The 24,303-nt window shown below is 35.2% G+C and carries 24 protein-coding genes; 22 read left to right on the top strand and 2 right to left on the bottom strand.

The window, feature by feature from the left end; all coding sequences use genetic code 11:
- The first annotated feature begins 3 nt into the window (after nucleotides 1-3).
- From ACFSRZ_RS03530 to ACFSRZ_RS03595, 14 genes are all read left to right on the top strand, one after another.
- Complete coding sequence (locus ACFSRZ_RS03530; RefSeq protein WP_379665135.1) at nucleotides 4-738, top strand: nitroreductase family protein; 735 nt, start codon at nucleotides 4-6, stop codon at nucleotides 736-738.
- Between the two features lie 554 nt (nucleotides 739-1,292).
- The gene (locus tag ACFSRZ_RS03535) at nucleotides 1,293-2,906 is read left to right on the top strand and encodes a vitamin K epoxide reductase family protein (protein ID WP_379665136.1); all 1,614 of its coding nucleotides are present in this window, start codon (nucleotides 1,293-1,295) and stop codon (nucleotides 2,904-2,906) included.
- Nucleotides 2,907-3,014: 108 nt separating this feature from the next.
- Nucleotides 3,015-3,203, top strand: a complete 189-nt coding sequence (locus tag ACFSRZ_RS03540) for a hypothetical protein (RefSeq protein ID WP_379665137.1) — start codon at nucleotides 3,015-3,017, stop codon at nucleotides 3,201-3,203.
- A gap of 16 nt (nucleotides 3,204-3,219) precedes the next feature.
- On the top strand, nucleotides 3,220-3,453 hold the full coding sequence (locus ACFSRZ_RS03545; RefSeq protein ID WP_379665138.1) for a hypothetical protein: 234 nt from the start codon (nucleotides 3,220-3,222) through the stop codon (nucleotides 3,451-3,453).
- Nucleotides 3,454-3,464: 11 nt separating this feature from the next.
- Nucleotides 3,465-3,656, top strand: a complete 192-nt coding sequence (locus tag ACFSRZ_RS03550; protein ID WP_379665139.1) for a hypothetical protein — start codon at nucleotides 3,465-3,467, stop codon at nucleotides 3,654-3,656.
- A gap of 83 nt (nucleotides 3,657-3,739) precedes the next feature.
- A complete protein-coding gene (locus ACFSRZ_RS03555; RefSeq protein WP_379665140.1) occupies nucleotides 3,740-5,926 on the top strand; it encodes a peptidase domain-containing ABC transporter in 2,187 nt (728 codons plus the stop codon).
- Nucleotides 5,927-6,007: 81 nt separating this feature from the next.
- Nucleotides 6,008-6,217 (top strand): hypothetical protein, encoded by a 210-nt coding sequence (locus ACFSRZ_RS03560; RefSeq protein ID WP_379665141.1) that lies wholly within the window; start codon nucleotides 6,008-6,010, stop codon nucleotides 6,215-6,217.
- 53 nt (nucleotides 6,218-6,270) lie between these two features.
- Nucleotides 6,271-7,563 (top strand): HlyD family secretion protein, encoded by a 1,293-nt coding sequence (locus ACFSRZ_RS03565; RefSeq protein ID WP_379665142.1) that lies wholly within the window; start codon nucleotides 6,271-6,273, stop codon nucleotides 7,561-7,563.
- A 78-nt stretch (nucleotides 7,564-7,641) separates the two neighbouring features.
- Nucleotides 7,642-7,824 (top strand): hypothetical protein, encoded by a 183-nt coding sequence (locus ACFSRZ_RS03570; RefSeq protein WP_379665143.1) that lies wholly within the window; start codon nucleotides 7,642-7,644, stop codon nucleotides 7,822-7,824.
- A gap of 133 nt (nucleotides 7,825-7,957) precedes the next feature.
- On the top strand, nucleotides 7,958-8,140 hold the full coding sequence (locus ACFSRZ_RS03575) for a hypothetical protein (protein ID WP_379665144.1): 183 nt from the start codon (nucleotides 7,958-7,960) through the stop codon (nucleotides 8,138-8,140).
- Nucleotides 8,141-8,272: 132 nt separating this feature from the next.
- Entirely contained in the window at nucleotides 8,273-8,470 is a 198-nt protein-coding gene (locus tag ACFSRZ_RS03580) for a hypothetical protein (protein WP_379665145.1), read from the top strand.
- A 33-nt stretch (nucleotides 8,471-8,503) separates the two neighbouring features.
- Complete coding sequence (locus ACFSRZ_RS03585; protein WP_379665146.1) at nucleotides 8,504-8,695, top strand: hypothetical protein; 192 nt, start codon at nucleotides 8,504-8,506, stop codon at nucleotides 8,693-8,695.
- Nucleotides 8,696-9,428: 733 nt separating this feature from the next.
- Nucleotides 9,429-9,626 carry a hypothetical protein gene (locus ACFSRZ_RS03590; protein ID WP_379665147.1) on the top strand — a complete coding sequence of 66 codons (198 nt, stop codon included), beginning with the start codon at nucleotides 9,429-9,431 and terminating at the stop codon, nucleotides 9,624-9,626.
- A 369-nt stretch (nucleotides 9,627-9,995) separates the two neighbouring features.
- Nucleotides 9,996-10,199 (top strand): hypothetical protein, encoded by a 204-nt coding sequence (locus tag ACFSRZ_RS03595; protein ID WP_379665148.1) that lies wholly within the window; start codon nucleotides 9,996-9,998, stop codon nucleotides 10,197-10,199.
- Between the two features lie 41 nt (nucleotides 10,200-10,240).
- On the opposite strand, the gene ACFSRZ_RS03600 is transcribed toward ACFSRZ_RS03595, so the two are convergent.
- Nucleotides 10,241-12,619 carry a penicillin acylase family protein gene (locus tag ACFSRZ_RS03600; RefSeq protein WP_379665149.1) on the bottom strand — a complete coding sequence of 793 codons (2,379 nt, stop codon included), beginning with the start codon at nucleotides 12,617-12,619 and terminating at the stop codon, nucleotides 10,241-10,243.
- 72 nt (nucleotides 12,620-12,691) lie between these two features.
- Here ACFSRZ_RS03600 and ACFSRZ_RS03605 point away from each other — a divergent pair, with 72 nt between their 5' ends.
- The 4 genes from ACFSRZ_RS03605 (at nucleotide 12,692) to ACFSRZ_RS03620 (ending at nucleotide 20,649) form a co-directional block, all read left to right on the top strand.
- Complete coding sequence (locus tag ACFSRZ_RS03605; RefSeq protein ID WP_379665150.1) at nucleotides 12,692-13,819, top strand: DegT/DnrJ/EryC1/StrS family aminotransferase; 1,128 nt, start codon at nucleotides 12,692-12,694, stop codon at nucleotides 13,817-13,819.
- Nucleotides 13,820-13,825: 6 nt separating this feature from the next.
- The gene (gene galE / locus ACFSRZ_RS03610; RefSeq protein ID WP_379665151.1) at nucleotides 13,826-14,833 is read left to right on the top strand and encodes a UDP-glucose 4-epimerase GalE; all 1,008 of its coding nucleotides are present in this window, start codon (nucleotides 13,826-13,828) and stop codon (nucleotides 14,831-14,833) included.
- Nucleotides 14,834-15,075: 242 nt separating this feature from the next.
- Entirely contained in the window at nucleotides 15,076-17,715 is a 2,640-nt protein-coding gene (locus ACFSRZ_RS03615) for a BspA family leucine-rich repeat surface protein (protein WP_379665152.1), read from the top strand.
- 102 nt (nucleotides 17,716-17,817) lie between these two features.
- The gene (locus tag ACFSRZ_RS03620) at nucleotides 17,818-20,649 is read left to right on the top strand and encodes a M16 family metallopeptidase (RefSeq protein WP_379665153.1); all 2,832 of its coding nucleotides are present in this window, start codon (nucleotides 17,818-17,820) and stop codon (nucleotides 20,647-20,649) included.
- Between the two features lie 57 nt (nucleotides 20,650-20,706).
- On the opposite strand, the gene fabD is transcribed toward ACFSRZ_RS03620, so the two are convergent.
- Entirely contained in the window at nucleotides 20,707-21,594 is an 888-nt protein-coding gene (fabD, locus tag ACFSRZ_RS03625) for an ACP S-malonyltransferase (RefSeq protein ID WP_379665154.1), read from the bottom strand.
- 109 nt (nucleotides 21,595-21,703) lie between these two features.
- Here fabD and ACFSRZ_RS03630 point away from each other — a divergent pair, with 109 nt between their 5' ends.
- The 4 genes from ACFSRZ_RS03630 (at nucleotide 21,704) to ACFSRZ_RS03645 (ending at nucleotide 24,223) form a co-directional block, all read left to right on the top strand.
- On the top strand, nucleotides 21,704-22,213 hold the full coding sequence (locus tag ACFSRZ_RS03630) for a hypothetical protein (protein ID WP_379665155.1): 510 nt from the start codon (nucleotides 21,704-21,706) through the stop codon (nucleotides 22,211-22,213).
- A 12-nt stretch (nucleotides 22,214-22,225) separates the two neighbouring features.
- Entirely contained in the window at nucleotides 22,226-22,969 is a 744-nt protein-coding gene (locus ACFSRZ_RS03635) for a queuosine precursor transporter (protein ID WP_379665156.1), read from the top strand.
- A 71-nt stretch (nucleotides 22,970-23,040) separates the two neighbouring features.
- Nucleotides 23,041-23,751 carry a DUF547 domain-containing protein gene (locus ACFSRZ_RS03640; protein ID WP_379665157.1) on the top strand — a complete coding sequence of 237 codons (711 nt, stop codon included), beginning with the start codon at nucleotides 23,041-23,043 and terminating at the stop codon, nucleotides 23,749-23,751.
- 136 nt (nucleotides 23,752-23,887) lie between these two features.
- Nucleotides 23,888-24,223: an arsenosugar biosynthesis-associated peroxidase-like protein gene (locus ACFSRZ_RS03645; RefSeq protein ID WP_379665158.1), complete on the top strand. Its 336-nt coding sequence runs from the start codon at nucleotides 23,888-23,890 to the stop codon at nucleotides 24,221-24,223.
- The last annotated feature ends 80 nt before the right edge of the window (nucleotides 24,224-24,303 follow it).

A 24,303-nucleotide genomic window follows, 5' to 3' on the forward strand; every position in this document is an offset into this window, starting at 1 on the left:
ATTATGACACAAGAAATGACGGTTTCAGAAGCGATACACTATCGTCGCTCTGTACGTATCTATGATCCTGAGAAAAACATTGATCCAAAAGTTGTCAAAAAATGCATTGAACAGGCTGTGTTAGCTCCTAACAGCAGCAACATGCAGTTATGGGAATTTTATCATATTACCTCAAAAGAGACTCTTGAAAAGATTGCTCCCTTATGCTTTAATCAAAACGCTGCAAAAACAGCTCAACAACTTGTAGTGGTAGTAACCCGAAAGGATTTGTGGAGAAAACGAGTGAAAGCCAATTTAAATATGCTAGACAAAATTTACCCTCCTAAGCCTAGACCTGAACAAAGTGGGAGAGAAAAAGGATTAAGAAAATACTACGGAAAGCTTATTCCTTTTGCCTATGGTGAATTCTTAGGTCTTTTTGGACTCATAAAATATATAACCATTCTTTTCACCGGGTTATTTAGACCTATGTATAGAGAAGTAAGGAAAAGCGATATGCGTGTTGTTGTTCATAAAACTGCTGCTTTGGCAGCTCAAAACTTCATGATTAGCATGGCTGCAGAAGGTTACGACACTTGTCCTATGGAAGGTTCTGACACGTGGAGAGTTAAAAGAGTTTTAGGGCTTCCTTTAGGTGCTGAAATTAACATGATCATCTCTTGCGGAATTAGAAAACCGGAAGGAGTTTATGGAGATCGTTTTCGAATTCCTTTTGAGGAAGTTTACAGAAAAGTATAAGCTTCACCTTCAAATTGCTATAATTATCCCCAAAAATGGGGATGAAAAATTTCACCATTTTCGGTGATTGACAAGCATTGTATCATTCAATATTTTTATCTAGAAAAATTGAAGGAAAGAAAAAGTTTAGAAATTACCCCCAAATTTTTTTTAAAACTTTTCACCTTTTTTATTGGTAAGTAAAAAGATTACCTATTGACGTAGTAACTATTCCTTGAATGCACACAAGTTGTACTCAGAGGAGTTTGTAGCGACTTATAATTAAAGTAAAACCAAAACCAAAGTACACAGCGAATGTTTTAAAATGTTCGTTGAACAAATCTTTTACAAAATGAAAAAATCAATAGCATCCCTAAGAAAAGTTTTAACCAAAAAAGAATTACAAAACCTAACGAATAGCAATACATGACATTTAGCAAGCAGCACTTAATCATGAGTGTTCCTTGCTTTTTTTAAGCAAAAATGAGACTGTTAAAATTCCTCTCATTTTTGACTATTGGCATTAGCCTACGAATAAATAGCTTTATATTTCCAACGCTTAAAAGAAAAGAAAAATGTTTAAAATTGCTAGTTTACTACTGCGCAAGAATTCTATTCCGTTTGATAAAGAAGAATTATCATTTCAAATAGAAAGCCATCCCTCATACCCTAGTTTACATTCTATTACCGGTGTATTAGATCATTTCAACATCGAAAATGTAGCTGCAAAAGTTCCTGTTAACACCGAAGTTCTTAACCAACTTCCCAATTCATTTATTGCTCAAGTAAATGGTGATCAAGGGTTGAAACTTGTTTTACTGGAAAAACAAAAAACCAACTATATCATACATAGTTTGGAAGGTAAAAAAGAGAAAGTTTCAACACAACGCCTTCTAGAACTGTTTACCGGAATTATCGTAGCTGTAGAGAAAGACGAAAACTCTCAGGAAAAACCTAAGAACAAAAAACTCTTGAATACCATCGGCTTTTTTATAGCTAGTATAAGTATTCTTGGAGTATTGTTTTTATCAGAGCCCAGCATCGCTACTTATACCTCATTACTCATCTCTGTGGTTGGAGTTTTAGTTAGTATTTCAATTGTAAAGCAAGAGTTTGGAATTAAAAATGCTATTGGAGATACCTTCTGTTCTTCGGAAAGTGAAAAGAAAGATTGTAATGCTGTGCTAACATCTAAGGGTGCCAATATCTTTAAAAATCTAAAACTTAGCGATCTTAGTTTGATTTACTTTATAGGTATTAGCTTAAGTATTCTACTACTTGGCATTCAAAAACTAAACTTGGATCTTATCTATATCATTAGCTTACTAAGCATTCCTATCACCTTATATTCTATCTATTATCAAGCTTTTGTTGTAAAAACATGGTGCTTATTATGTCTTAGTATCGTTGGAATTTTATGGCTACAAGCCGGAATCCCTTTTGTATTGGATTCGTTCAGTTTTGCTGTTGATTTTCAACCTATCGAAGGATTGATATTACTTCTCAGCTTCACACTAGCATTCTCAATTTGGAACTTCTTAAAGCCTAAGTTTTCTGAGTTTTCTGAAAACAAGCAGTACAAATTAGATTATTATAAGTTCAAGAGAAAGTTCAGTTTGTTCTCTACTCTTTTAGGAAGTAAACCTGGAATAAACACCTCTATTCAAGACGACAATGAAATTGTTTACGGGAACCCCAGATCAAACTTAGAAATTGTAATTATAACCAACCCGTTTTGCGGGCACTGTAAGCCTGTACATACAATTATAGAAGATATCATTCATCAACATAAAGACATTGTAAAAGTCAGAGTTCGATTCAACATCAATTTAAGAGATCTGGAAGGTGATGTTGTAAAGATCACTACCAATTTAATGAGTATACATGAAACCGAAGGTCAAGAAGTAAGTTTAAAAGCCATGGATGAAGCCTACAATGTGTTGTCTCCAGCGGAATGGATAGAAAAATGGGGCAAGTATGCTTTGAACAGTGAGCAATATATAAAAACCTTAAACAGACAGAAAGATTGGTGCACGGATCATAAGATCAATTTTACGCCAGAGATCTTAATTAACGGATACTCTTTTCCAAAGGAATATGACAGGGAAGATTTAAAGTTCTTTATAGAAGAGCTTTCTGAAAAATATAACGAAGCTGTATTGGAAACAGCTACCGAAAATGCATCATAAAAAAACAAGGCCCGAAGGCCTTGTGAACAATATTCTCTCGCAAAGAATAGACACAAACAGTGAGTGTCTTTAAATGTTCGCTGCAAATGTAACTTAAAATTTTAAATGATGAAAAAATCAATTTTAAACATCGGAAAAGCTTTAAGCAAAGCAGATCAACAGGAAGTTAACGGTGGTATCAAGCCTTGGTGTCAAGGCGGTGGAGACCCTGAGTGTTGCGGTACAGGACCAGGACAGTGTGGTATTGGGCATTGTGCTGGAGGTATTTTAAACAATGGTGTTTGTGTTTGTTTCTAACTCTAAATCTTAAATGATGAAGAAATCAATTTTAAGCATTGGCAAAGCTCTCAACAAAACTCAACAGAAATCGATTCTGGGAGGAGATCCTATTCCAAACGGAAATTGCGGAAGCTATCCTACTTATCCTAACCTTAGTCCCGGAGGCTATACAAACACTGCTTGTTCTACAACAGCAGACTGTCCTCCAAACCCTCTACCAGGCGCACCGTATATGTGTGACTTCGGATGTTGTTTATACGCCTACTAAAACCTTAAATTATGAAAAAATCAATTTTAAATATCGGAAAAGCTTTAAGTAAAGCAGATCAAAAAGAAATTAATGGAGGAGGAAGAGGAAATTGCTCTCTTTCTTACTGTTTAAGTCACTGTCAATACGAATGTGTAGAGACAGTAAATTGGCATACACAACCTCCTTGTTGGGAGTGTGTAGACACAAATAACCATCAATAACCAACAAAATGAATTACAAACGTATGTCTGAAAACAGGCATACGTTTATTTTATTTGATTTATTATTTTTATAAAAAAATTGCATGCGGAAATTCCCTACGTATAGACAAACAGAGGCTAAAGACTGCGGTCCTACTTGTATTAAAATCATAGCAAAACACTATGGTAAGATCATCAACACTCAACAGTTAAGAGATCTTAGTGAAACTACACGAGAAGGGAGTAGTTTAATGGGATTGAGTGATGCTGTAGAATCTGTTGGCTTTAAATCTCTAGGAGTTAAGCTTTCGCTAGAAAAGCTAAAAGAAGCTCCGTTGCCATGCATACTTCACTGGAACAAAAATCATTTTGTTGTTCTATATAAAATAAAAAAAGACATACTTTATATTTCAGACCCTGCACACGGACTTATTACACTAACCAAACAAGAATTTTTAAAACATTGGATTGGGCAAAATGCAGATGAAACCACTGAAGAGGGAATTGCTCTTTTGGTAGAACCCACACCAAAATTCTATACCGAAGAATTTGAAAAAGATGAGAAATTCGGGTTCTCATTCATCTTTAAATACTTATACAAATACAAGAAATTTGTAACACAACTTATCATAGGATTGCTAGCCGGTAGTTTACTACAACTCATCTTTCCTTTCTTGACTCAAAGCGTAGTTGATGTCGGAATCAAAAATCAAGACATCAACTTTGTGTACCTCATATTAATAGCCCAACTATTCCTATACGTGGGTAGAGCCGGTTTAGAAATCATTAGAAGTTGGATCTTGCTTCACTTGAGCACCAGAATTAATATCTCTTTAATTTCCGATTTCTTTATCAAGCTTATGAAGCTTCCCATCTCTTATTTTGATGTAAGAATGACCGGAGATTTATTACAACGTATCAATGATCATAAGAGGATTGAAAAAATACTGACAACCTCATCGTTAAACATTCTCTTTTCCATGTTCAATCTTGTCATTTTTAGCATTGTTCTTGGATATTACAGCTTTCAAATATTAGGAATTTTTGTACTCGGTAGTATTCTTTACTTCGGATGGGTATTGTTCTTTTTCAAAAAACGTAAAGAACTCGATTACAAAAGATTCTCGGAAGTTAGTCAAGAACAGAGTAAAGTGATTGAATTGATTAATGGAATGCAAGAAATAAAGCTTCACAACGCTGAAAAGAGAATGCGTTGGAATTGGGAATATGTTCAAGCACGACTCTTTAAAGTTGCCACCAAAAGTTTGGCTTTGGAACAAACCCAAAGTGTAGGTTCTAATTTCATCAACGAGTTAAAAAACATGCTAATTACCATCCTTTCTGCCAAACTGGTAATTGATGGTAATATTACTTTAGGGATGATGATGGCCATTAGCTACATCGTGGGGCAGCTTAACTCTCCTATTGCTCAATTGATAAGTTTCATGAGAGATGTACAAGACGCCAAAATATCATTGGACAGACTTGGTGAAATTCATAATATGGAAGATGAAGAGGTTCCCGGAGATAATAAAGCAACAAATATTCCTGAAAATGCTCCTATACGACTCAAGAATATTTCCTTTCGTTATACCGGAGGGTTAGAACCTGTTCTAAAAGATTTAAACTTAGAGATTCCGGCAAACAAAACAACAGCAATTGTTGGGGTAAGTGGTAGCGGTAAAACAACTTTGATGAAGCTACTTCTAGGTTTTTACAAACCTGACAAAGGAGAAATTGCTGTTGAAAATTTCAACTTAAATAATATCTCACAAAGAGTTTGGAGGCAACATTGTGGAGTGGTTATGCAAGAGGGGTATATTTTTAATGATACCATTGCCAAAAATATTGCTGTGGGTGAAGATTACATAGACAAAGAAAAATTAAACCATGCGATTCATGTTGCTAATATTTCTGATTACATCCAAGGGCTTCCTTTAGGATATAATACAAAGATCGGAAATGAAGGTTCCGGTTTGAGTACAGGGCAAAAGCAACGTTTGTTGATTGCAAGATCTGTATATAAAAATCCTCATTTTTTATTTTTTGATGAAGCCACTTCGGCATTGGATGCCAACAATGAAAAAGTAATTATGGAGAACCTAAATAACTTTTTCAAAGACAAAACAGCTGTAGTTATAGCCCATCGTTTAAGCACGGTGAAAAATGCTCACCAGATCATTGTTTTAGACGGCGGAAAGGTTATTGAAAATGGAAATCATGAGGAATTGATCAAGTTAAAAGGAAGTTATTATCACCTAGTAAAAAATCAATTGGAACTAGGTAATTAAAAATATCTCTCGCGAAGGTAGACACAAACCTTGAGTGTCTTTAAATGTTCAGGGATTTAAATTATTTTAAATCATAAGGTTATGAAAAAATCAATTTTAAACATTGGAACGCCTCTAGATAAAGCAGAGCAAAAAGCCATTGTAGGTTCTGGAAGAGGATGTACAACTGATTGCGAATGCTATTGGTCGCACGGAGGAAATGATTCTTTTGGTTATGTATGCTATAACCCAACCGGGCAGTTTGGCATTTGTGTTCAAGGAATTTATACAGAACCTCCATGCGGATTCTAAATTTATTAGGCATGAGAGTTTTTTCTCTCATGCTCTAACAACAACTTTAATTTATGCCACAAGAAATTTTAGATCAAGAAATACGAAGTGAAGAAGTACAAGAGATACTTTCCTATGTTCCTAATTGGATGATACGATGGGGAAATACTCTAATTCTTATTCTTGTTATTATTTTATTAGGAATTAGCTGGTTTGTAAAATACCCGGATGAAATCACATCTCAGGTTATGATTACCACCACAAACCCTCCTCAAAAATTGTATGCAAATGCCAATGGTAAATTTGAGGTAATTCTAGCAAGTGATACCGATACTGTTATAGCTGGAACCCGACTTGCCATCATAGAAAATTCTGCATTGTACAAAGATGTTCTCTTGTTAAAAAGCATTGTAGATACATTGAAAGTGGATAAATTAAATTTTGAATTCCCCATAGATCAACTCCCTCCATTGATTCTTGGAGACATTAATGCAAGCTTTTCGCAATTTGAAAACAACTATGCAGATTATGATAGTAATAAAAAATTAAACCCATATAAAAACCAATATGATGCAAATGCATATTCGGTAACTCAAGCTAAATTTAGGTTACAATTACTTAGTGATCAAAGAGAAATTGCAAAACAGAAATACGATTTAAACAAATCGGATTTTGAAAATCGTCAAAAAGTACTGTTCGAAAAAGGAGCTATTTCAGCAAAGGATTTAGAAAATAAACGAATAGAGCTTTTGAACTCAGAAAATACACTGAAATCATTAGAAGCCTCTATCTCACAAACTCGAGAATTGATTAGTAATTCAAACAAAACCCTGAAAGGCACTGATATAGAAAAACAACAGCGAGAAGCTAGGCTTCTTAAGAATGCTATTCAGTCATTCTATCAGCTAAAAAAAGAGATCAACGATTGGGAGAGACGATATGTTTTAAAATCTGATATAGATGGACAAGTTAGTTTCTTATCTATTTGGGATAAGAATCAAATTGTAAAAACAGGAGATCTTATTTTTACCATCATCCCAACGAGACAACGTTCTTATATAGGCAAAATAGAAGCTCCGGCTGCTAATTCGGGAAAAATAAAACCTCAACAGAAGGTAATAATTCAATTGACAAATTATCCTTCAGATGAATATGGAGAGCTCAATGGGAAGATCAGTACAATCTCATTAGTTCCCAATCAACAAGGAAATTACTTAATAGATGTTATCATAGATAAAGAGTTGGTAACGTCTTATGATAAAAGGATCCCTTTCAGACAGGAAATGAAAGGAACGGCTATGATTATAACCGAAGATTTACGTTTGATAGAACGTTTTTTCTATCAACTTAAGAATATATTTAATTAAAAAATTCTCTCGCAAAGAATTCATACAAACAAACCCTTGGAATGTCTTTAAATGTTCGAGGGTTGAAACCCTATCATCATGAAAACTTCAATTTTAGAAATTGGCAATGCTCTCGTAAAAGAGCAATTACGCTCTATTCACGGAGGTTTTGCCTCTTGCTCTACTGCAAATCAGTGTGCAGACATATACAACTTAACAGCTTTTGACCCTTTGCCGGATTCTGCTTTTGTGTGCAGAAACGGATGGTGCTCATTTGTCTGATATCCAACCAAAAAATAATTAGACAATACTGCTTTCTCATTATACAATGAGAAGGTGCTCCATATTCTTTCGCAAAGAACAGACTCATACTGTGAGGGTCTCTAAATGTTCACAGCTTTAAAACATTTTAATTATGAAAAGCTTAAAACAACTAGGAAAAATCCTTAGTAAGGCAGAGCAAAAGCAGGTTAACGGAAGTGGTAGACCTTGTCAAGACCAATGCCCTCCTGTTTTATCTCCTGGAGATTACTGTAGAACTGGTGCTTGTCAGTTCGGTCAATGTAATGCTCAAATGATCTGTGAAGATTTCATTTAAAGTTTAATGAAGAATCCCTTTTTGGGATTCTTCTTGTCATATAAATCTAAAATGAAAATCAAGCGAGAGACAGACACAGTCCTTGAGTGTCTATAAATGTTCAAGGCTTAATTCATACTTAAACTTTTTATTATGAAAAAATCAATCTTAAGCATTGGAAAAGCTCTTAACAAAGCAGAGCAAAAACAAGTAAATGGAGGAAGACTAAAACCAAGTCCTTGTTGTAATCCAACACTTAGCTGTTGTGTTCCAAATCCAAATTACAACGGTCAGAACTGTCAATTTATTCCGGGAGACCCTAACGCATTTCCAGTTCCTTACTGTATCTAACTAACTATCAATCTATTTTAAACATTAATTCTTATGAAGAAAACAATTTTAAACTTCGGAAAAGCTCTAAATAAAGTAGAGCAAAAAGAAATTCAAGGAGGATCTGGATGTCCTCAAATAGACCCTAATGAATGTACAGGATGTGGAGGGTATCCAACCCCTAATGGATGCTGTCTTGGAGATGCAGCTGTATGGGCTTGCTTGAATCTTGGTGGCAGAGAATAATCTGATCTATGGCAATGCAGTAATCCTTTTTTAAAGTTCGCAATTTTTTGATACGTGCATTCGCCTTTATTAGTTCTAGCTAGAGGCTTTGTGCCTCTAGCTTTGAACAATCGCTATATAAAAAAGACACAAACCCTGAGTGTCTCTAATAGTTCAGGGCATTTTAACTTAACACATACTCATTATGAAAAAGTCAATCTTAAACATTGGTAGAAGTTTAAACAGAGCTGAGCAAAAACAAATTCAAGGAGGTAATCTCCAATGTCGCTTAGAATGCTATGACACTTGTTATGCCGAATCTGGCGGTGACAGAATGGTTTATGCTAATTGTTTAGATCAATGTCTTCCAAGCTGTAACTAATCAACTTCTTATTTAAAAATATTTTTTCGCGAAGAATAGACACAAACCTTGAGTGTCTCTAATGGTTCAAGGCATTTATGATTTCTAATTTTTATTATGAAAAAGTCAATTTTAAACATTGGGAAAGCTTTAAACAAAGCTGAACAAAAACAAATTCAAGGGGGTATTACTGCTTTCCAAGCTTGCAATCAAGCTGTGCACTATTGGTGCACTCAATCTTGGTGTGAATCACATGGTAATATATGGTATGAATGTGAAGGCTCTTGTATATTAAATGTCCCTCATTTCCCTCCATGTTAAAACAAACAGGGCAGACACAAACCTTGAGTGTCTTTAATGGTTCAAGGTATTTATGATTTCTAATTTTTTATTATGAAAAAGCAAATTTTAAACATTGGAAAAGCTTTAAACAGCTCAGAACTAAAACAAACTTTTGGAGGCGCTCCGGGAGGTGACTTTATCTGTGAATCTACTCACAATTTTTGTAGTCCTAGTAACACAGGGCTTTGTCGCTGGAACGAAGAATGCAACTATCCTTTAGGTAGATGTATGTGCCCAGAAGATTTTTAAGATCTCTGAGTTTCATTACTAATTACACCAGAGGCTATATGCCTCTGGTTTTTCTCGCAAAGAATAGACATTCACCTTGAGTGTCTCAAATGGTTCAAGGATTTTACATTCATAATTACACTTATGAAAAAATCAATTTTAGGTTTTGGTGTTGCTTTAAGCGCGTCAGAACAACAATCTATAAATGGAGGCAGCAATTCTTGCAACTACCCCTTCAGTTATCCGGTTTCAGACTGTAGTCAATGTGTAAATACCATTTTACCTGGTGCCCCTACTTTTTGCTTTAACAATTGTTGCATCATGGCAACCTAAAAGGTATAAACCCGAGTACCTCAACTATTTCGGGCTCATTTTTTAAAACTTATGATAATGAAAAAACAAATTTTAAACATCGGAAAAGCTTTAAACAAAGCTGAACAACAACAAGTGCTTGGAGGTATGTTTAGAGATCCATGCCCATGTACAGGAAGTTACACGACTCACTCAGACGGTACATGTTCTTATCCTGCTCTTTTCCCAATTGGGTTTGTATGTCTTGGTGAAATCCAAGGAGGGCTTTGCTGCGAAAGCTAAAAGTTTATAAAACTTCAGGATCTAACAGATCCTGAAGTTCATTATTTTTTCTTGAAAATCAAGATATTTTTAGACTTCTCTATCTCGCCTTGATTTAGCAACATTTTTACAAACTCGCCATTTAAATATTTCTGAGCTTGATCATCATAATGATCGCTAAAAACATTCCCTGATTGACCAGTTGGAAGGATGCTCATACTATTTTCTACATTAGAAAAATCAATCACTCTTCTTGTTGATGGACCTGCATGTACTTTATAATATCCCGTGCTATCTAATTTGAACAATTGATTATTGATTACCTCATTACCTCCATCCATATTGAATGGACCAACATTAAATGTATTTCTTAGCATTTCTCCTCCGGCTGCAAGTGCGTGCCCGTGCTCTACAGAAGCAACTTTATTCCAAGACCAATCAGCTACATTAGCACCTAATTGTTTCTCTAAAAAAGCAACAGTATTCTTAAAAGAGGTCTGTATAATCTCTTTTTTAGTTTCTTTTTGATCAGTAGTTACATCATCCCACCAAACGGATTCTCCTCTAGCCAACTGAACTGCAATTACCTTCTTCATTAGATGTGTACTTAAAAACTCAGGAAAAGCATCTCCCATCTCATCTTTATATGTGTTCTTTAAAAACTCATACAAGAATCGAGTATAGATTGTAGGTGCATTTTTTTCTTTGGCATATTCCCCATTCCATTCGTTCAAAGTTTCAAGGGCTTTCTGCTCATTCTCATAAAAATCATTCGTATCCAAAGACGCAACCATATTCTCTATATTTTTTACTACAATAGGCGATGTTACATCAAAGATCATTTTCTGAACATCTTCACTGGTCCAATCATTTTTCTCTTCCAACAACTGCTCAATTCTATAACCTCTGTCTTCTGGCAAATAATATCCCGGGTATAGAATTCCCGCTATAGAATCGGGTTGATTGTTAGCAGAATAAACATAATTCCAATTAGGATTGATAGCTTGCGGGTTTTGTTCAAAGTCTAAATACTCTAGAATCTCATCCTTTCCATCAGCACCATTCAAAATCAATTTTGTATTTAAGGAATCTCTGTATTTATATAGTTTTCCTGATGCAAACCAAGCAATATTATTGTTTGCATCTCCATACATAATATTAAGTCCAGGAGCATGCAATAAGCTGGCACCAGCTTTAAAATCATCCAAAGAACCTGCATGTGACATTTGGTAGGCTACATCTAAAATTCTATTGTCTAATTTTGTGTAAATCCATTGCATTGCTACCGGTCTCTCACTTCTAACTTCATTTAAAAGATCATTCATAATAGGGCCATGCTGACTAACTTTTACTTGAAAAGTTGTATCCGGCTTGTCTTTTATCTTGATCGTTTTTCTTAATAACTCATACTTCTGATACCCTGTTGGTGTCTTGTACTCATTTTCATTCTCTGGATTGTTCTCTTCAAAATAAAAATCGATATCGTCATTTTCAAACATGGTCAATCCGTAAGCATAATTTCTGTTATGTCCTAGTAAGGCAAAAGGCGTTAGTGCCAAGTTATAACCATACATTTCATAATCGGGCGTTTTAATATGGGATTGGTACCAAACTGAAGGTTGTGAAAACCCAATATGTGGATCGTTGGCAAAAATGACCTTTCCATTCTTTGTTTTATCCGCCCCAATAACCCATGAATTACTTCCAATAAATGGAGAAACAGGAAGGTTTTCATAGATCTTGCTCATCGCTTTTGCTGTAGCAGCCTTCAACTCCGGGTTCTTTTCATTCTTAAGAATAGCAGTGTCTTCATAAATTGGAATATCCAGTTCTTTTAAATACTCTACTCCTAATTTTTCTTTGATCTCAGTTAATAAAGGATCTGTTTTTTGCGCCATTGCAAAACTGAAAGACATATATCCAAAAACATTGTACACATCTTCAATTGTGTACTTTTCTTTCTTAACTCCCAACAATAAGAATTCTACCGGAGTAGGTCCATTTTCTATAAACTGATTGATTCCATCCAAATAAGCTTTTGTGTATTGATATGGCTTATCGTTTTTATCCAGTTTTGCTATTGCTTTGTTTGCATCTTCTGTGATTCCCAAACCGGAAAAGAACATGTCTACCTCTACTAATTTCTCACCCAATACTTCAGAAAGTCTTCCCGGAGCAATTCTACGAATCAATTCCATTTGCCACAATCGATCTTGCGCATGAACATACCCTAATGCTCTATAGGCATCTGTTTGATTTTTAGCGTTGATATGAGGCACTCCGTAATCATCAAAATAAACAGTTACTTCATCATTCAAATGAGCTAACTCTAACTCCCCATCATAGGTAGGATGAAGGGTTCTTGTATATAGCCATATCCCAGCTACTAAGAGGATAACAATGATTAAGATTACCTTGAGTATTTTTTTGAATCGTTTCATACAGAATCGTTTGAGTTTTCTCAAAGATAACAGATTTAAATTGTATTTTTGAGGTCGTAAAATTCAGCATTTATGAAAAAAATTCAGATGGTAGACCTGAAGGGTCAATATGAAAAAATCAAAAGTACTGTTGATCAATCTATTGAAGAAGTATTAAACTCTTCTGCATTTATCAACGGACCTTATGTAAAAGAGTTTCAAGCAGATTTAGAAAAGTATTTAGACGTAAAGCACGTAATTCCATGTGCCAACGGAACTGATGCTTTGCAAATAGCAATGATGGGATTAGGCTTGGAGCAAGGAGATGAAGTAATTACTGTAGATTTTACCTTTGCTGCTACTGTTGAGGTTATTGCATTGCTAAAACTAACTCCTGTTTTAGTTGATGTTGAGCCAGATACGTTTAACATAGATATTGATGCCTTAAAAAAGGCTATAACTCCTAAAACAAAAGCCATTGTTCCGGTTCACTTATTTGGTCAATGTGCTAATATGGAAGCTATTTTAGAGGTAGCTAAAGAGCATAATTTATATGTTATTGAAGATACTGCTCAGGCTATCGGAGCTGATTATACATTTTCTGATGGTACTAAGAAGAAAGCAGGAACCATCGGTAATGTAGGAACTACTTCGTTCTTCCCTTCTAAAAACTTAGGTTGTTATGGAGACGGTGGCGCTATTTTTACCAATGATGATGAGCTAGCTCATATCATCAGAGGGATGGTTAACCATGGAATGTACAAGCGTTACTATCATGATGTTATTGGAGTAAATTCTCGTTTAGATAGTATTCAAGCTGCTGTATTAAAAGCAAAGCTTCCTAATCTAGATGCTTATTGTGATGCTCGTAGAAATGCAGCTGCTTATTATACAAATGCTTTCTCTAGCAACCCTAACATCATTACACCAATTATTAGCGATTTTACAACACACGTATTCCATCAGTATACATTACAAATTACCAATGGTAAAAGAGATGCTTTACACAAGTACTTGTTAGACCAAGGAATTCCAAATGCTATATACTATCCTGTACAATTGCATAAGCAAAAAGCGTATCAGGACGATCGTTATAATGAAGAAGACTTTAAAGTCACAAACTCTTTGATTGAAACTGTGATCTCTTTACCAATGCATACAGAGTTGACTGAAGATCAATTGCAATTTATTACGCAAACAGTTTTAGACTTTGTAGGTTAAGATATTATGAAGAGGATCTTAGTAACAGGCGGGTTAGGATTTATTGGATCTCACACCGTTGTAGAATTACAAAATTCAGGTTATGATGTAGTAATCATAGACAACTTATCTAATTCAAAAATTGAAGTATTGGATAACATCACTTCAATCACAGAAAAAAAACCTGATTATCACAATATAGATCTTCGAAATAAAAAGGATGTTCAGCACTTTTTTCAGCAAGAAAAAATTGATGGCATTATTCACTTTGCTGCCTCTAAAGCAGTTGGAGAAAGTGTTGAGCAACCCTTAAAATACTACGAGAACAACATTACAACTCTTGTATACCTTTTACAAGAGATGAAAAAGCACAAGATCTCTAATTTTATTTTTAGTTCTTCATGTACCGTATATGGTCAGTCAGATGAACTTCCCATAACTGAAAAAGCTCCTGTAAAGTCTGCAGAATCTCCTTATGGAAACACCAAGCAAATAGGAGAAGAGATTATCCAAGAAAGTTGTAAAGCAGATGGATTAACTGCTATTTCGTTACGTTATTTCAATCCTATTGGAGCTCATGAGTCTGCTAAAATTGGAGAGCTTCCTCTAGGAGTTCCTCAAAATCTGATTCCTTTTGTTACACAAACCGCAGCAGGGATTAGAGAACAATTATCTGTTTTTGGTGGTGATTACCCTACTCCAGACGGAACAGCTATTCGCGATTACATTCACGTAGTAGATTTGGCACAAGCACATATTGTTGCCTTAGAGAGATTGATCAACAACAAGAACAAATCTGACTATGAAGTCTACAATGTAGGAACAGGAAAAGGAAGTTCTGTACTTGAAGTTATTCAAGTTTTTGAAAAGATCTCTAACACTTCATTAAATTATAAGATTGTCGATCGTCGTGAAGGAGATATAACTGCTGCTTATGCAAACACTACCCTTGCCAACAAAGAGCTAGGATGGAAAGCAAAAAAGAGTATTGAAGAAGCTCTTTCTTCTGCTTGGAAGTGGCAACAAAACCAATAAATTCTTTCGTTTTTTCTTTTGTCTCTAATTATCACCCAATAGTTAGTTTACTGAAAATCAACTCATTTTCCAATAGCTAATTCTTTATTTTTTTCATAGATTTATATCTCAAAAATCGTGAAAAGGAAAAAGTGCTATGAAAATCCCCCAGGCTTTTTGCATGCCCTTCGCATTATGCTTATTAGGTAAGCATAGCATTCTACACCTTTTCTTCAATCATTATTCACTAAAACCTCAACACTATGAAAAAAATTACTTTTGTTTTTTTATGTGCAATTTTCTCATCATTCTCATTGATGGGACAATCACAAAGTGATTATTTTATCACAACGTGGGAAACCACAACTGCCAACGAATCCATTACTATTCCTTCTAATGCAGGAACCTACAATATCGATTGGGATGATGATGGAAATTGGGATGCAACAGGAGTTAGCGGCTATCAAAGCCATACTTACGCTAGCGCCGGTCAACACAAAATTACCATTGAAGCCACCTCTTCTTCTTTTCGAATTTACTTCAACAACACAGGAGACAAAGACAAGATCTTAGAGGTCAATCAATGGGGTACAACTCCTTGGGCATCTATGAGAGATTCTTTCCATGGTTGTTCTAATTTAAATATTACTGCCACTGATGCTCCAAATTTATCTCAAGTAACAGATATGACCCGAGCATTTTCTCGCTGTACTAACTTGACAACACCATCACTTAATCATTGGGATGTGAGTAATGTAACGAACATGAATTTACTTTTCTCTAACTCTTCACCTTTCAATGCTGATATTTCTAGCTGGGATGTTTCTAATGTAACAACCATGAGACAAGTATTTACATTTTCAATTTTCAATCAAGATATTGGATCTTGGGATGTAAGTAATGTTACAGACATGTATTCTATGTTTCAAGGAGCTTCAAAGTTTAATGCAGATATCTCTAATTGGGATGTAACATCTGTATCAAACATGAACTATATGTTTGAAAGAGCTACTAATTTTAATCAAAACATAGGTTTATGGAATGTTGACAATGTAGGTGCAATGACGGGAATGTTTTTAGAGGCCAGAGAGTTCAATCAAGACATAGGCTCATGGAATATGAGCAATAAAGGGAGTCTTTATGAAATGTTTCGCCTTGCAAAAAATTTCAATCAAGATATTAGTAACTGGAACGTTTCTGCTGCAACATCTATGAAATTCATGTTCAAAGGAGCAACTCGTTTTAATCAAGATTTAGGTGCTTGGGATATAGATCAAGTAACAGATATGGACGATATGCTAGATAATACAGATATTTCTACAGCTAATTATGAAAGTATCTTGGTTGGCTGGGGAAGTCAGAATGTGAAGTCAAATGTTCCTTTAGGAGCTTTAGGTAGAATTTACTGTTCTGCTGCATCCATTACCGGGCGTCAAAATCTTACCAACAAAGGATGGGTTATTTCTGGTGATGTTCTTAATTGTCAAGCAGCATTTTTTATCACCAATTGGGAAACTACTTCTTCTAATGAGTCTATAACTTTCCCTATCATCGGTGGAACTTACGATATTGATTGGGATAATGATGGTGTATTTGAAACAACCGGAGTTTCTGGTTATCAAAGTCATACATTTGCCAATCCCGGTACTCACAAGGTTATTATAAAATCTGATAATACTTTAAGAGTAAACTTCAACAATTCTGGAGATAAAGATAAGATTATAGACGTTATTCAATGGGGAGACATTAAGTGGTCAAGTATGGAAAATGCTTTCTATGGATGTTCGAAGTTAGAAGTAACAGCAACTGATGCTCCAGATTTAAGATTGGTAACTAGCTTAAAAAGAACCTTTGCGAGATGTAGCGCTTTGAGCCCTACAAATTGGAACAATTGGAACATTATTAATGTTACCAACATGAATCAAACGTTTTATCTAGCATCAAACTTTAATGCCAGTATTGGAGATTGGGATACATCTAATGTAACAACGATGAGAAACACAATCTCATTCACAATCTTTAATCAGAATATTGGAAATTGGAAAGTTGGTAATGTTACCGATATGTATTGCATGTTCCAGAGTGCTTATGCCTTCAATCATGACATTAGTGATTGGGACGTGAGTTCTGTTGGAAACATGAACTATCTTTTTCATCGTGCCTGGAGGTTTAATCAACCTATTGGAAAATGGGATTTAAATGCCGGAGCTATTCAAGGAATGTTCTTAGAAGCTTTTGATTTTAATCAAGATTTAAGCGGATGGAATAACAAAATGAGCAACAAAACTAATTTCTACGAAATGTTTAGAGGTGCTAAATCTTTTAACGGTGATGTTAGTGGATGGAATGTTGGAAGTGCATCTAATATGCAATTTATGTTTAAAGGCGCTACAGCTTTTAATCAAGATCTAGGAAATTGGAATGTAAGCAATGTGACTAACATGAACGGAATGTTAGATAATTCCGGAATCTCTAGAACCAATTATGAAAACATTTTAGTAGGGTGGTCTAACCTTACCAGCATTCCTCAAAACATTACTTTAGGAGCAGCGGGAAGAACTTATTGCTCTTCAGCTTCTGTAACAGCAAGACAAGATTTGGTGAACACAAATGGATGGACGATTATTGGTGATGCTAACTCCTGCTTAAGACAAGCTTCTCAAAATACAATCTCGGATGCTGTCTTATTATATCCAAATCCCGTAACAGATGTTTTACACATAAACTACAACAGCGGACTTCTTAAAGATCTTCATATTAGCATTATTGATATGGCAGGAAGAAGTGTTATGAATATTACAGGGAAAAAGTCTTTTGATGTTTCTAAGCTCAAAAGAGGTATATACACAATTGTTGTACGAAGTAAGACTCTCAACAATTCAAAAAAGTTCATCAAGAACTAATTTTTATTAAGAGGAAGGCTTTAACCTTCCTCTTTTCTTTAACAATCCATTAGGCTTTTGAACGTTGTTATTTTAGTAAATTCACGCACCAAAACTACAATCATGACAAGAAAACTAATTATAGGAGTTCTTTTGACTTGCTTTATTGCATGTCAACCTACTAAGGAAGCAGCTCCAGACTTATCTATTAATTACGAAAAGATCACTTTAGACAACGGACTGGATGTTATCTTTCATGTTGACAAATCCGATCCGGTTGTTGCTGTAGAGCTTATGGTACACGTAGGTTCTGCCCGTGAGATAGAAGGAAGAACAGGATTTGCTCACCTTTTTGAGCATTTACTATTCTTAGAATCTGAAAACCTTGGAAAAGGTGGTTTGGATAAAATGGGTGCTCGAATTGGAGGTTCCGGCGCCAACGGATCTACTTCTCGAGATAGAACAAATTACCTACAAACTGTACCTAGCGATGCCTTAGAAAAAATGATCTGGGCTGAAGCCGACAAATTAGGTTGGTTTATCAATACAGTAACAGATCCTGTATTAGCTAAAGAAAAACAAGTTGTAAAGAATGAGAAAAGACAACGAGTTGATAATGCTCCTTACGGTCACAGACAATATGTGATTGGTAAGAACTTATATCCAAAAGATCACCCATACAATTGGCAAGTAATTGGGTCTTTAGAAGATCTTCAAAATGCAACTGTTAATGATGTAAAGAACTTCTTCAAAAAATGGTATGTTCCTAACAATTCAACTTTAGTTTTATCAGGTGATATTGATGTAGAGCAAGCTAAAAAATGGGTTCACAAATACTTTGATGAAATTCCAAGAGGAGAAGAAATTGCTCCAATCGAAAGACGTTCGGGAGTAGTTGCTGAAACTAAGAATCTATATTACGAAGACAACTTTGCTCGTTTACCGGAATTAACACTAACCTGGCCATCTGTAGAGCAATACAACAAAGATGCATACGCATTAGATATTTTAAGTGAATATTTATCATCAGGAAAAGAAGCACCTCTAAACAAAGTTTTAGTAGACGATCTAAAGATTGCTCCCGGTGCTACTATGTTTAATTTTACATCTGAAATTGCAGGGCAAATTCAATTGATCGTTAGAGCATTTAACAATATCAAATTAGATGATGTAAAAAAAGGAATCGATCAAGCGTTTGCCGATTTTGAGAAGAATGGAATCCCACAAAAAGATCTGGATAGAATTAAAGCAGGGTTAGAAACTGATTTCTACGGAAGCTTATCCAGTGTTCTTGGAAAAGGATCTCGTTTAGCTTCATACAACACTTACACAGGTGACCCTGGTTTTGTTACTCAAGACATCAAAAACACATTGGCTGTTACTCAAGAAGATGTAATGAATGTGTACAACAAGTACATCAAAGGAAAAAATTATATTGCTACCAGCTTTGTACCTAGAAATGGGAAAGAATTAGCTTTAGCAAATTCAACAGAAGCTGAAGTAGTAGAAGAAAAGATTGTAATTGGTGCTGAAGAGACATTTGATGCTTCTATTGCAGCCAAATATGAAAAAACACCTTCAACATTTGATCGTTCTGTTGAGCCTCCTTATGGTTCTGCTCCATCAGTAAAAGTACCACAGGTATGGGAAGATAAATTAGACAACGGATTAAAAGTATTTGGAATTCAGAATGATGAAGTGCCTTTGGTACGTTTTAATATTGTAATTGACGGAGGGCAATTATTAGAAAGCATGGACAAATTAGGGGTTGCTAATTTAACAGCCAATCTAATGTCTAGAGGTACTAAAAACAAAACAGTAAGTGAATTGGAAGATGCCTTAGCTCAATTAGGAGCTTCTGTAAATATTTTTGCAGGAAAAGAAAGCATTAGAATTAGCGGAACCACTCTAGCAAGAAATTACCAAGCTACACTTGACCTAGCAAAAGAAATGTTATTAGAGCCAAGATGGGATGAGACAGAATTTGAGTTATTAAAGAGAAGAGCTATTACCAACTTAAGACAGCAAGAAGCTAGTCCGGGATCTATTGCTACAAACAACTTTAATAAGTTGATCTACGGTGAAAACAATATTCGTTCTAAGAACTTACTTGGAAGCATCGAATCTATAAACACAATTACCATAGATGATCTAAAAGCATATTATAATAATTACATCTCTCCTTCGGTTGCTAAAATGCATATCGTAGGTGACATCAATAAAGACAATGTAATGAATTCTTTGGCTGGCTTCCAATCTGATTGGGCTGCTAAAGATGTAACAATTCCTGAATACAAAACTCCGGAAGCTCCTAAGAAGTCTACTGTGTATTTCTATGATGTACCAAATGCAAAACAATCGCAGTTACGATTTGGAGCACCTGCTTTAGCATTTAATGATGCTGATTATTATCCGGCTACTGTAATGAACTACATTCTTGGTGGTGGTGGATTTGCTTCGCAATTAACACAACAATTACGTGAAGGAAAAGGATATACATATGGTATCGGTTCTTACTTCTCCGGAGGAAAAGACAAAGGTCCTTTCGGTATTTCAAGTGGTGTGAGAAGTAATGTTACTTTAGAAGCTTCTCAATTGGTAAAACAAATCTTGGAGAACTACGGAAAGAATTATAACGAGAAAGATCTAGCAACCACCAAAGGTTTCTTGATCAAGAGTAATGCAAGAGCTTTTGAGACTATGGGTGCTAAATTGAGAATGTTAGAGAATATTAGTACTTACGAGTTACAACCTAACTATGTAAAAGACCGTGAAAAGATTGTAAACGATATGACAATTTCTCGTATTCAAGAATTGTCTAAAAAGTACATCGATCCAAACAAAATGATCTGGTTGGTTGTTGGTGATGCTAAAACGCAATTGAAACGAATGGAAAAATTAGGATTTGGAAAACCTATTCTATTAAACGAAACAGAAATTCCGATCAAGGATTAACCAATATAAAAGCCCGTTCAAATGAACGGGCTTTTTCGTTTCTTATTTATTTTGTTTTTATGCTTCAAAACTAGCTCCGCTAGCAGTTACGCTTCTATCGATCTTACGCATCAATCCCTGTAATACTTTACCAGGACCAACTTCTACAAATTCAGTTCCTCCATCAGCAATCATAGCTTGTATTGATTGTGTCCATTTTACCGGAGCTGTCAATTGTGCAATCAAATTCTCTTTGATCTCAGCTGCTGAAGTTACTGCTTTCGCAGGCACATTTTGATATACCGGGCAAGCAGGCTCCTTAAATTCTGTTGCTTCAATAGCAGCAGCCAACTCTTCTCTAGCAGGCTCCATCATTGGTGAATGAAAAGCTCCTCCTACAGGTAATACAAGAGCTCTTCTTGCTCCTTTTTCAGTTAATATCTCACATGCTTTGTTAATAGCCTCTACCTCACCGGAAATTACCAACTGCCCAGGGCAGTTATAGTTTGCAGCAACTACAACTCCATCAACATCATTACATACTTGCTCTACAACTTCATCTTCCAATCCTAAAACCGCCGCCATTGTCGATGGTTGCATTTCACATGCTTTTTGCATTGCCATAGCACGCTTAGACACCAATTGCAATCCGTCTTCAAAAGACAATACTCCCGCAGCAACTAAAGCAGACAATTCTCCTAAAGAGTGTCCTGCAACCATTTCCGGGTTAAAGTCATCACCCAATACTTTTGCTAAGATCACAGAGTGTAAGAAAATAGCTGGCTGTGTTACTTTGGTTTGTTTTAATTCTTCTGCAGTTCCTTCAAACATCACATCAGTAATGCTGAATCCTAAAATCTCATTAGCATCTTCAAAAAGCTCTTGAGCTAACTCAGAGTTTTCGTATAAGTCTAATCCCATTCCGGTAAACTGCGCTCCTTGTCCAGGAAAAATATATGCTTTCATTTATGTTTAATTTCGGTTGTTTGACGCCGCAAAAATAGGAATTTTCTTTTGCAAAAAACATTCATTAAATATCTGATAGAGAATGTTATCTTTGTTATATTACAATCAAATGGCAGTATTATTTCACTTTTTCTTTGAACTTGTACGAGTTGGGGTACTATCATTGCTATATGGTTTTATTATTTGGTTTTTGGTTACAAAGGCTCTAAAACTGACATCGATCAAGAAGAGATTCCTTGTTCCCTCACTTTTTGTAATTCTTTTTATTTGGCGATTCTCTTATTGGAGAGACAATGGTTTAGGAGATTTTGGCAGAGTTCCATTATCTTCGAACTATGTAGTTGAAATAATTGACTGGTCTTGGGTAAGAATAAAAAAGAATGGCGAATCTGTAAATAATAGATCGGATTTTCAAGACATTGAAGAGTTGTATTTTGAAAAGGGTATTTTATACGCTCAATTGAGGAAAGGATACTTGATTTTAAATAGTAGTAATGATAAAATTCATCATCCAATCAACAAAGAAAAATTTATGAGCCTAGGAGGAGATCTAAACAAGCTAAGAACTCCTGATCGTTTTCACTCAGGCTATTGGGGATGGGGACTTTTATTTTTTTAAACAAAATAGATAATGACAACAAACAAACAATCTCAGGCACAGATTATCTATCTTATTTTAGCAGCATTATTTATTGCTTCTTTGGTAACTTCCAATCTTATTTTTCAAAAGTTTTTCTACTGGTATCCTTTTGATGCCGAAATTTTTGGAGTCAAGCTTTTTGAAGTTTCGGTAGGGTTGCTCCCCTATCCTATTACTTTTTTGATTACTGATATTTTATCAGAAGTATATGGAAAAAAGAAAGCCAATCACGTAGTTATTGCCGGAATCTTTGCTTCGTTCTTTTCATTAGGTATCATCTATGTTTCTAAAGTAGCTCCGGCTACTTCTTGGTCTGTAGTAGATGATGGAACCTTTGTAGAAGTATTTGGCGCAGCACCTTTGGCTGTTCTTGCTTCAATGCTTGCTTATCTATCGGCACAATTCATAGATATTAGAATCTACCATTTCTGGAAAAACCTCACCAAAGGAAGACATCTGTGGTTACGTAATAACTTTTCTACCTTCTCTTCTCAGATCGTAGATACGTTAACAGTTCTTTTATTATTGTGTTCTTTTGGGATCATTCCTTGGGATAAATTTGTAGGACTATTGATTAGTGGAGTTATTTTTAAAATGATGATCGCTGCTTTAGACACTCCTATTCTCTATGTTGTTGTATACGGATTTAGAAAGTATTTTGGTTTGAATCCGGGAGAAGAGATCGATGAGAAAATTCAAAGAAGTTTGGAAGGTGAAATTAAAAACATCGGTTAGTAGTATAAATTTTAGTTTCCCTGTAATTTATTGAGATTCCTTTCGTCTAAATCGGCATAATTAAGACAAAAATGATGAAACGAATTCTAACCCTTATTCTAGTCCTTTTCATAACTCACAGTTACGCACAATCTTCTAACTTTAATGATCTATTGCAGAAGCATGTGGATGTTAGAGGAACCGTAGATTACAAATCTCTTAAAGCCAACGAAGCAAAGCTAGATGCTTATCTTTCATACTTAAATAACACAAAGCCTGACAAGGCTTGGTCTGCCGATAAAGAAAAAGCTTTTTGGATCAATGCGTACAACGCATATACAATTAAAATTATCTTAGATAATTACCCACTTAAGAGCATTACAAATATTAAAAAAGGTGGCAAAACTGCTTGGAAATATGCTTTTGCCAAGGTTGGAGGAAAGACATATACCTTAGATCATATAGAACATGAGATCTTACGAAAAAAATTCAAAGACCCTAGAATTCATGTAGGTGTCAATTGTGCTTCAGGATCATGTCCTAAATTGGCAAACCTAGCTTTTACTGAAGATAATATCGAATTAGAGTTGGAACGTTTGATGAAAGAATTCATCAACGATCCTACAAGAAATAAATTAGGGAAGAAAAAAGTAGAAATTTCAGAGATATTCAATTGGTTTAAAGGAGATTTCACAGCCAACGGCTCTGTAATTGATTACATCAACCGCTACGCTGACACTCCTGTAAACAAGAAAGCAAAAATAAAATACCTAACTTACGACTGGAGTTTGAACGGTAATTAAATAGTGTCTGTTCGAGTGAAATTCATACTTGAATTTTGTATCGAGAATCACTCCTAACTTCTCGATACTGTTTTCTGTCAGACTGAGCTTGCCGAAGTCAAGAAAATCACTCGAAATGATATAAAAGAAAAGAAGTATGTCGAAAACATATTATGACCCAGCCGACTTACGCAAGTTTGGCAAAATAACAGAATGGAGTGAAGAACTTGGAAACAAGTTCTTTGATTATTATGGAAAAGTATTTGAAGAAGGTGCTCTAACAGCTCGTGAAAAATCGTTGATTGCCTTGGCGGTAGCACATACAGAACAATGTCCGTATTGTATAGACGCTTATACCAAAGACGGATTACAAAGAGGAATCACGAAAGAAGAAATGATGGAAGCTGTTCATGTAGGAGCAGCTATAAAGAGTGGAGCTACCTTGGTTCACGGTGTTCAGATGATGAACAAAGTGAACAAACTGGAAATGTAAGCAGGAACCAATTTAAAATTGTGTGAATCGCTTACTCTGAGTAAAGTCAAAGAGTCGATAACCATCGACTTGACAAATGA

This window comes from Pseudotenacibaculum haliotis (genome assembly GCF_042684245.1).
GTDB lineage: Bacteria > Bacteroidota > Bacteroidia > Flavobacteriales > Flavobacteriaceae > Polaribacter > Polaribacter haliotis_A.

What these genes read in the sequence shown, in the direction of transcription:
- ACFSRZ_RS03530 (WP_379665135.1), top strand. Translation starts at nt 4, where the DNA reads ATGACACAAGAAATGACGGTTTCAGAAGCGATACACTATCGTCGCTCT.
- ACFSRZ_RS03535 (WP_379665136.1), top strand. Translation starts at nt 1,293, where the DNA reads ATGTTTAAAATTGCTAGTTTACTACTGCGCAAGAATTCTATTCCGTTT.
- ACFSRZ_RS03540 (WP_379665137.1), top strand. Translation starts at nt 3,015, where the DNA reads ATGAAAAAATCAATTTTAAACATCGGAAAAGCTTTAAGCAAAGCAGAT.
- ACFSRZ_RS03545 (WP_379665138.1), top strand. Translation starts at nt 3,220, where the DNA reads ATGAAGAAATCAATTTTAAGCATTGGCAAAGCTCTCAACAAAACTCAA.
- ACFSRZ_RS03550 (WP_379665139.1), top strand. Translation starts at nt 3,465, where the DNA reads ATGAAAAAATCAATTTTAAATATCGGAAAAGCTTTAAGTAAAGCAGAT.
- ACFSRZ_RS03555 (WP_379665140.1), top strand. Translation starts at nt 3,740, where the DNA reads ATGCGGAAATTCCCTACGTATAGACAAACAGAGGCTAAAGACTGCGGT.
- ACFSRZ_RS03560 (WP_379665141.1), top strand. Translation starts at nt 6,008, where the DNA reads ATGAAAAAATCAATTTTAAACATTGGAACGCCTCTAGATAAAGCAGAG.
- ACFSRZ_RS03565 (WP_379665142.1), top strand. Translation starts at nt 6,271, where the DNA reads ATGCCACAAGAAATTTTAGATCAAGAAATACGAAGTGAAGAAGTACAA.
- ACFSRZ_RS03570 (WP_379665143.1), top strand. Translation starts at nt 7,642, where the DNA reads ATGAAAACTTCAATTTTAGAAATTGGCAATGCTCTCGTAAAAGAGCAA.
- ACFSRZ_RS03575 (WP_379665144.1), top strand. Translation starts at nt 7,958, where the DNA reads ATGAAAAGCTTAAAACAACTAGGAAAAATCCTTAGTAAGGCAGAGCAA.
- ACFSRZ_RS03580 (WP_379665145.1), top strand. Translation starts at nt 8,273, where the DNA reads ATGAAAAAATCAATCTTAAGCATTGGAAAAGCTCTTAACAAAGCAGAG.
- ACFSRZ_RS03585 (WP_379665146.1), top strand. Translation starts at nt 8,504, where the DNA reads ATGAAGAAAACAATTTTAAACTTCGGAAAAGCTCTAAATAAAGTAGAG.
- ACFSRZ_RS03590 (WP_379665147.1), top strand. Translation starts at nt 9,429, where the DNA reads ATGAAAAAGCAAATTTTAAACATTGGAAAAGCTTTAAACAGCTCAGAA.
- ACFSRZ_RS03595 (WP_379665148.1), top strand. Translation starts at nt 9,996, where the DNA reads ATGAAAAAACAAATTTTAAACATCGGAAAAGCTTTAAACAAAGCTGAA.
- ACFSRZ_RS03600 (WP_379665149.1), bottom strand. Translation starts at nt 12,619, where the DNA reads ATGAAACGATTCAAAAAAATACTCAAGGTAATCTTAATCATTGTTATC.
- ACFSRZ_RS03605 (WP_379665150.1), top strand. Translation starts at nt 12,692, where the DNA reads ATGAAAAAAATTCAGATGGTAGACCTGAAGGGTCAATATGAAAAAATC.
- galE (WP_379665151.1), top strand. Translation starts at nt 13,826, where the DNA reads ATGAAGAGGATCTTAGTAACAGGCGGGTTAGGATTTATTGGATCTCAC.
- ACFSRZ_RS03615 (WP_379665152.1), top strand. Translation starts at nt 15,076, where the DNA reads ATGAAAAAAATTACTTTTGTTTTTTTATGTGCAATTTTCTCATCATTC.
- ACFSRZ_RS03620 (WP_379665153.1), top strand. Translation starts at nt 17,818, where the DNA reads ATGACAAGAAAACTAATTATAGGAGTTCTTTTGACTTGCTTTATTGCA.
- fabD (WP_379665154.1), bottom strand. Translation starts at nt 21,594, where the DNA reads ATGAAAGCATATATTTTTCCTGGACAAGGAGCGCAGTTTACCGGAATG.
- ACFSRZ_RS03630 (WP_379665155.1), top strand. Translation starts at nt 21,704, where the DNA reads ATGGCAGTATTATTTCACTTTTTCTTTGAACTTGTACGAGTTGGGGTA.
- ACFSRZ_RS03635 (WP_379665156.1), top strand. Translation starts at nt 22,226, where the DNA reads ATGACAACAAACAAACAATCTCAGGCACAGATTATCTATCTTATTTTA.
- ACFSRZ_RS03640 (WP_379665157.1), top strand. Translation starts at nt 23,041, where the DNA reads ATGATGAAACGAATTCTAACCCTTATTCTAGTCCTTTTCATAACTCAC.
- ACFSRZ_RS03645 (WP_379665158.1), top strand. Translation starts at nt 23,888, where the DNA reads ATGTCGAAAACATATTATGACCCAGCCGACTTACGCAAGTTTGGCAAA.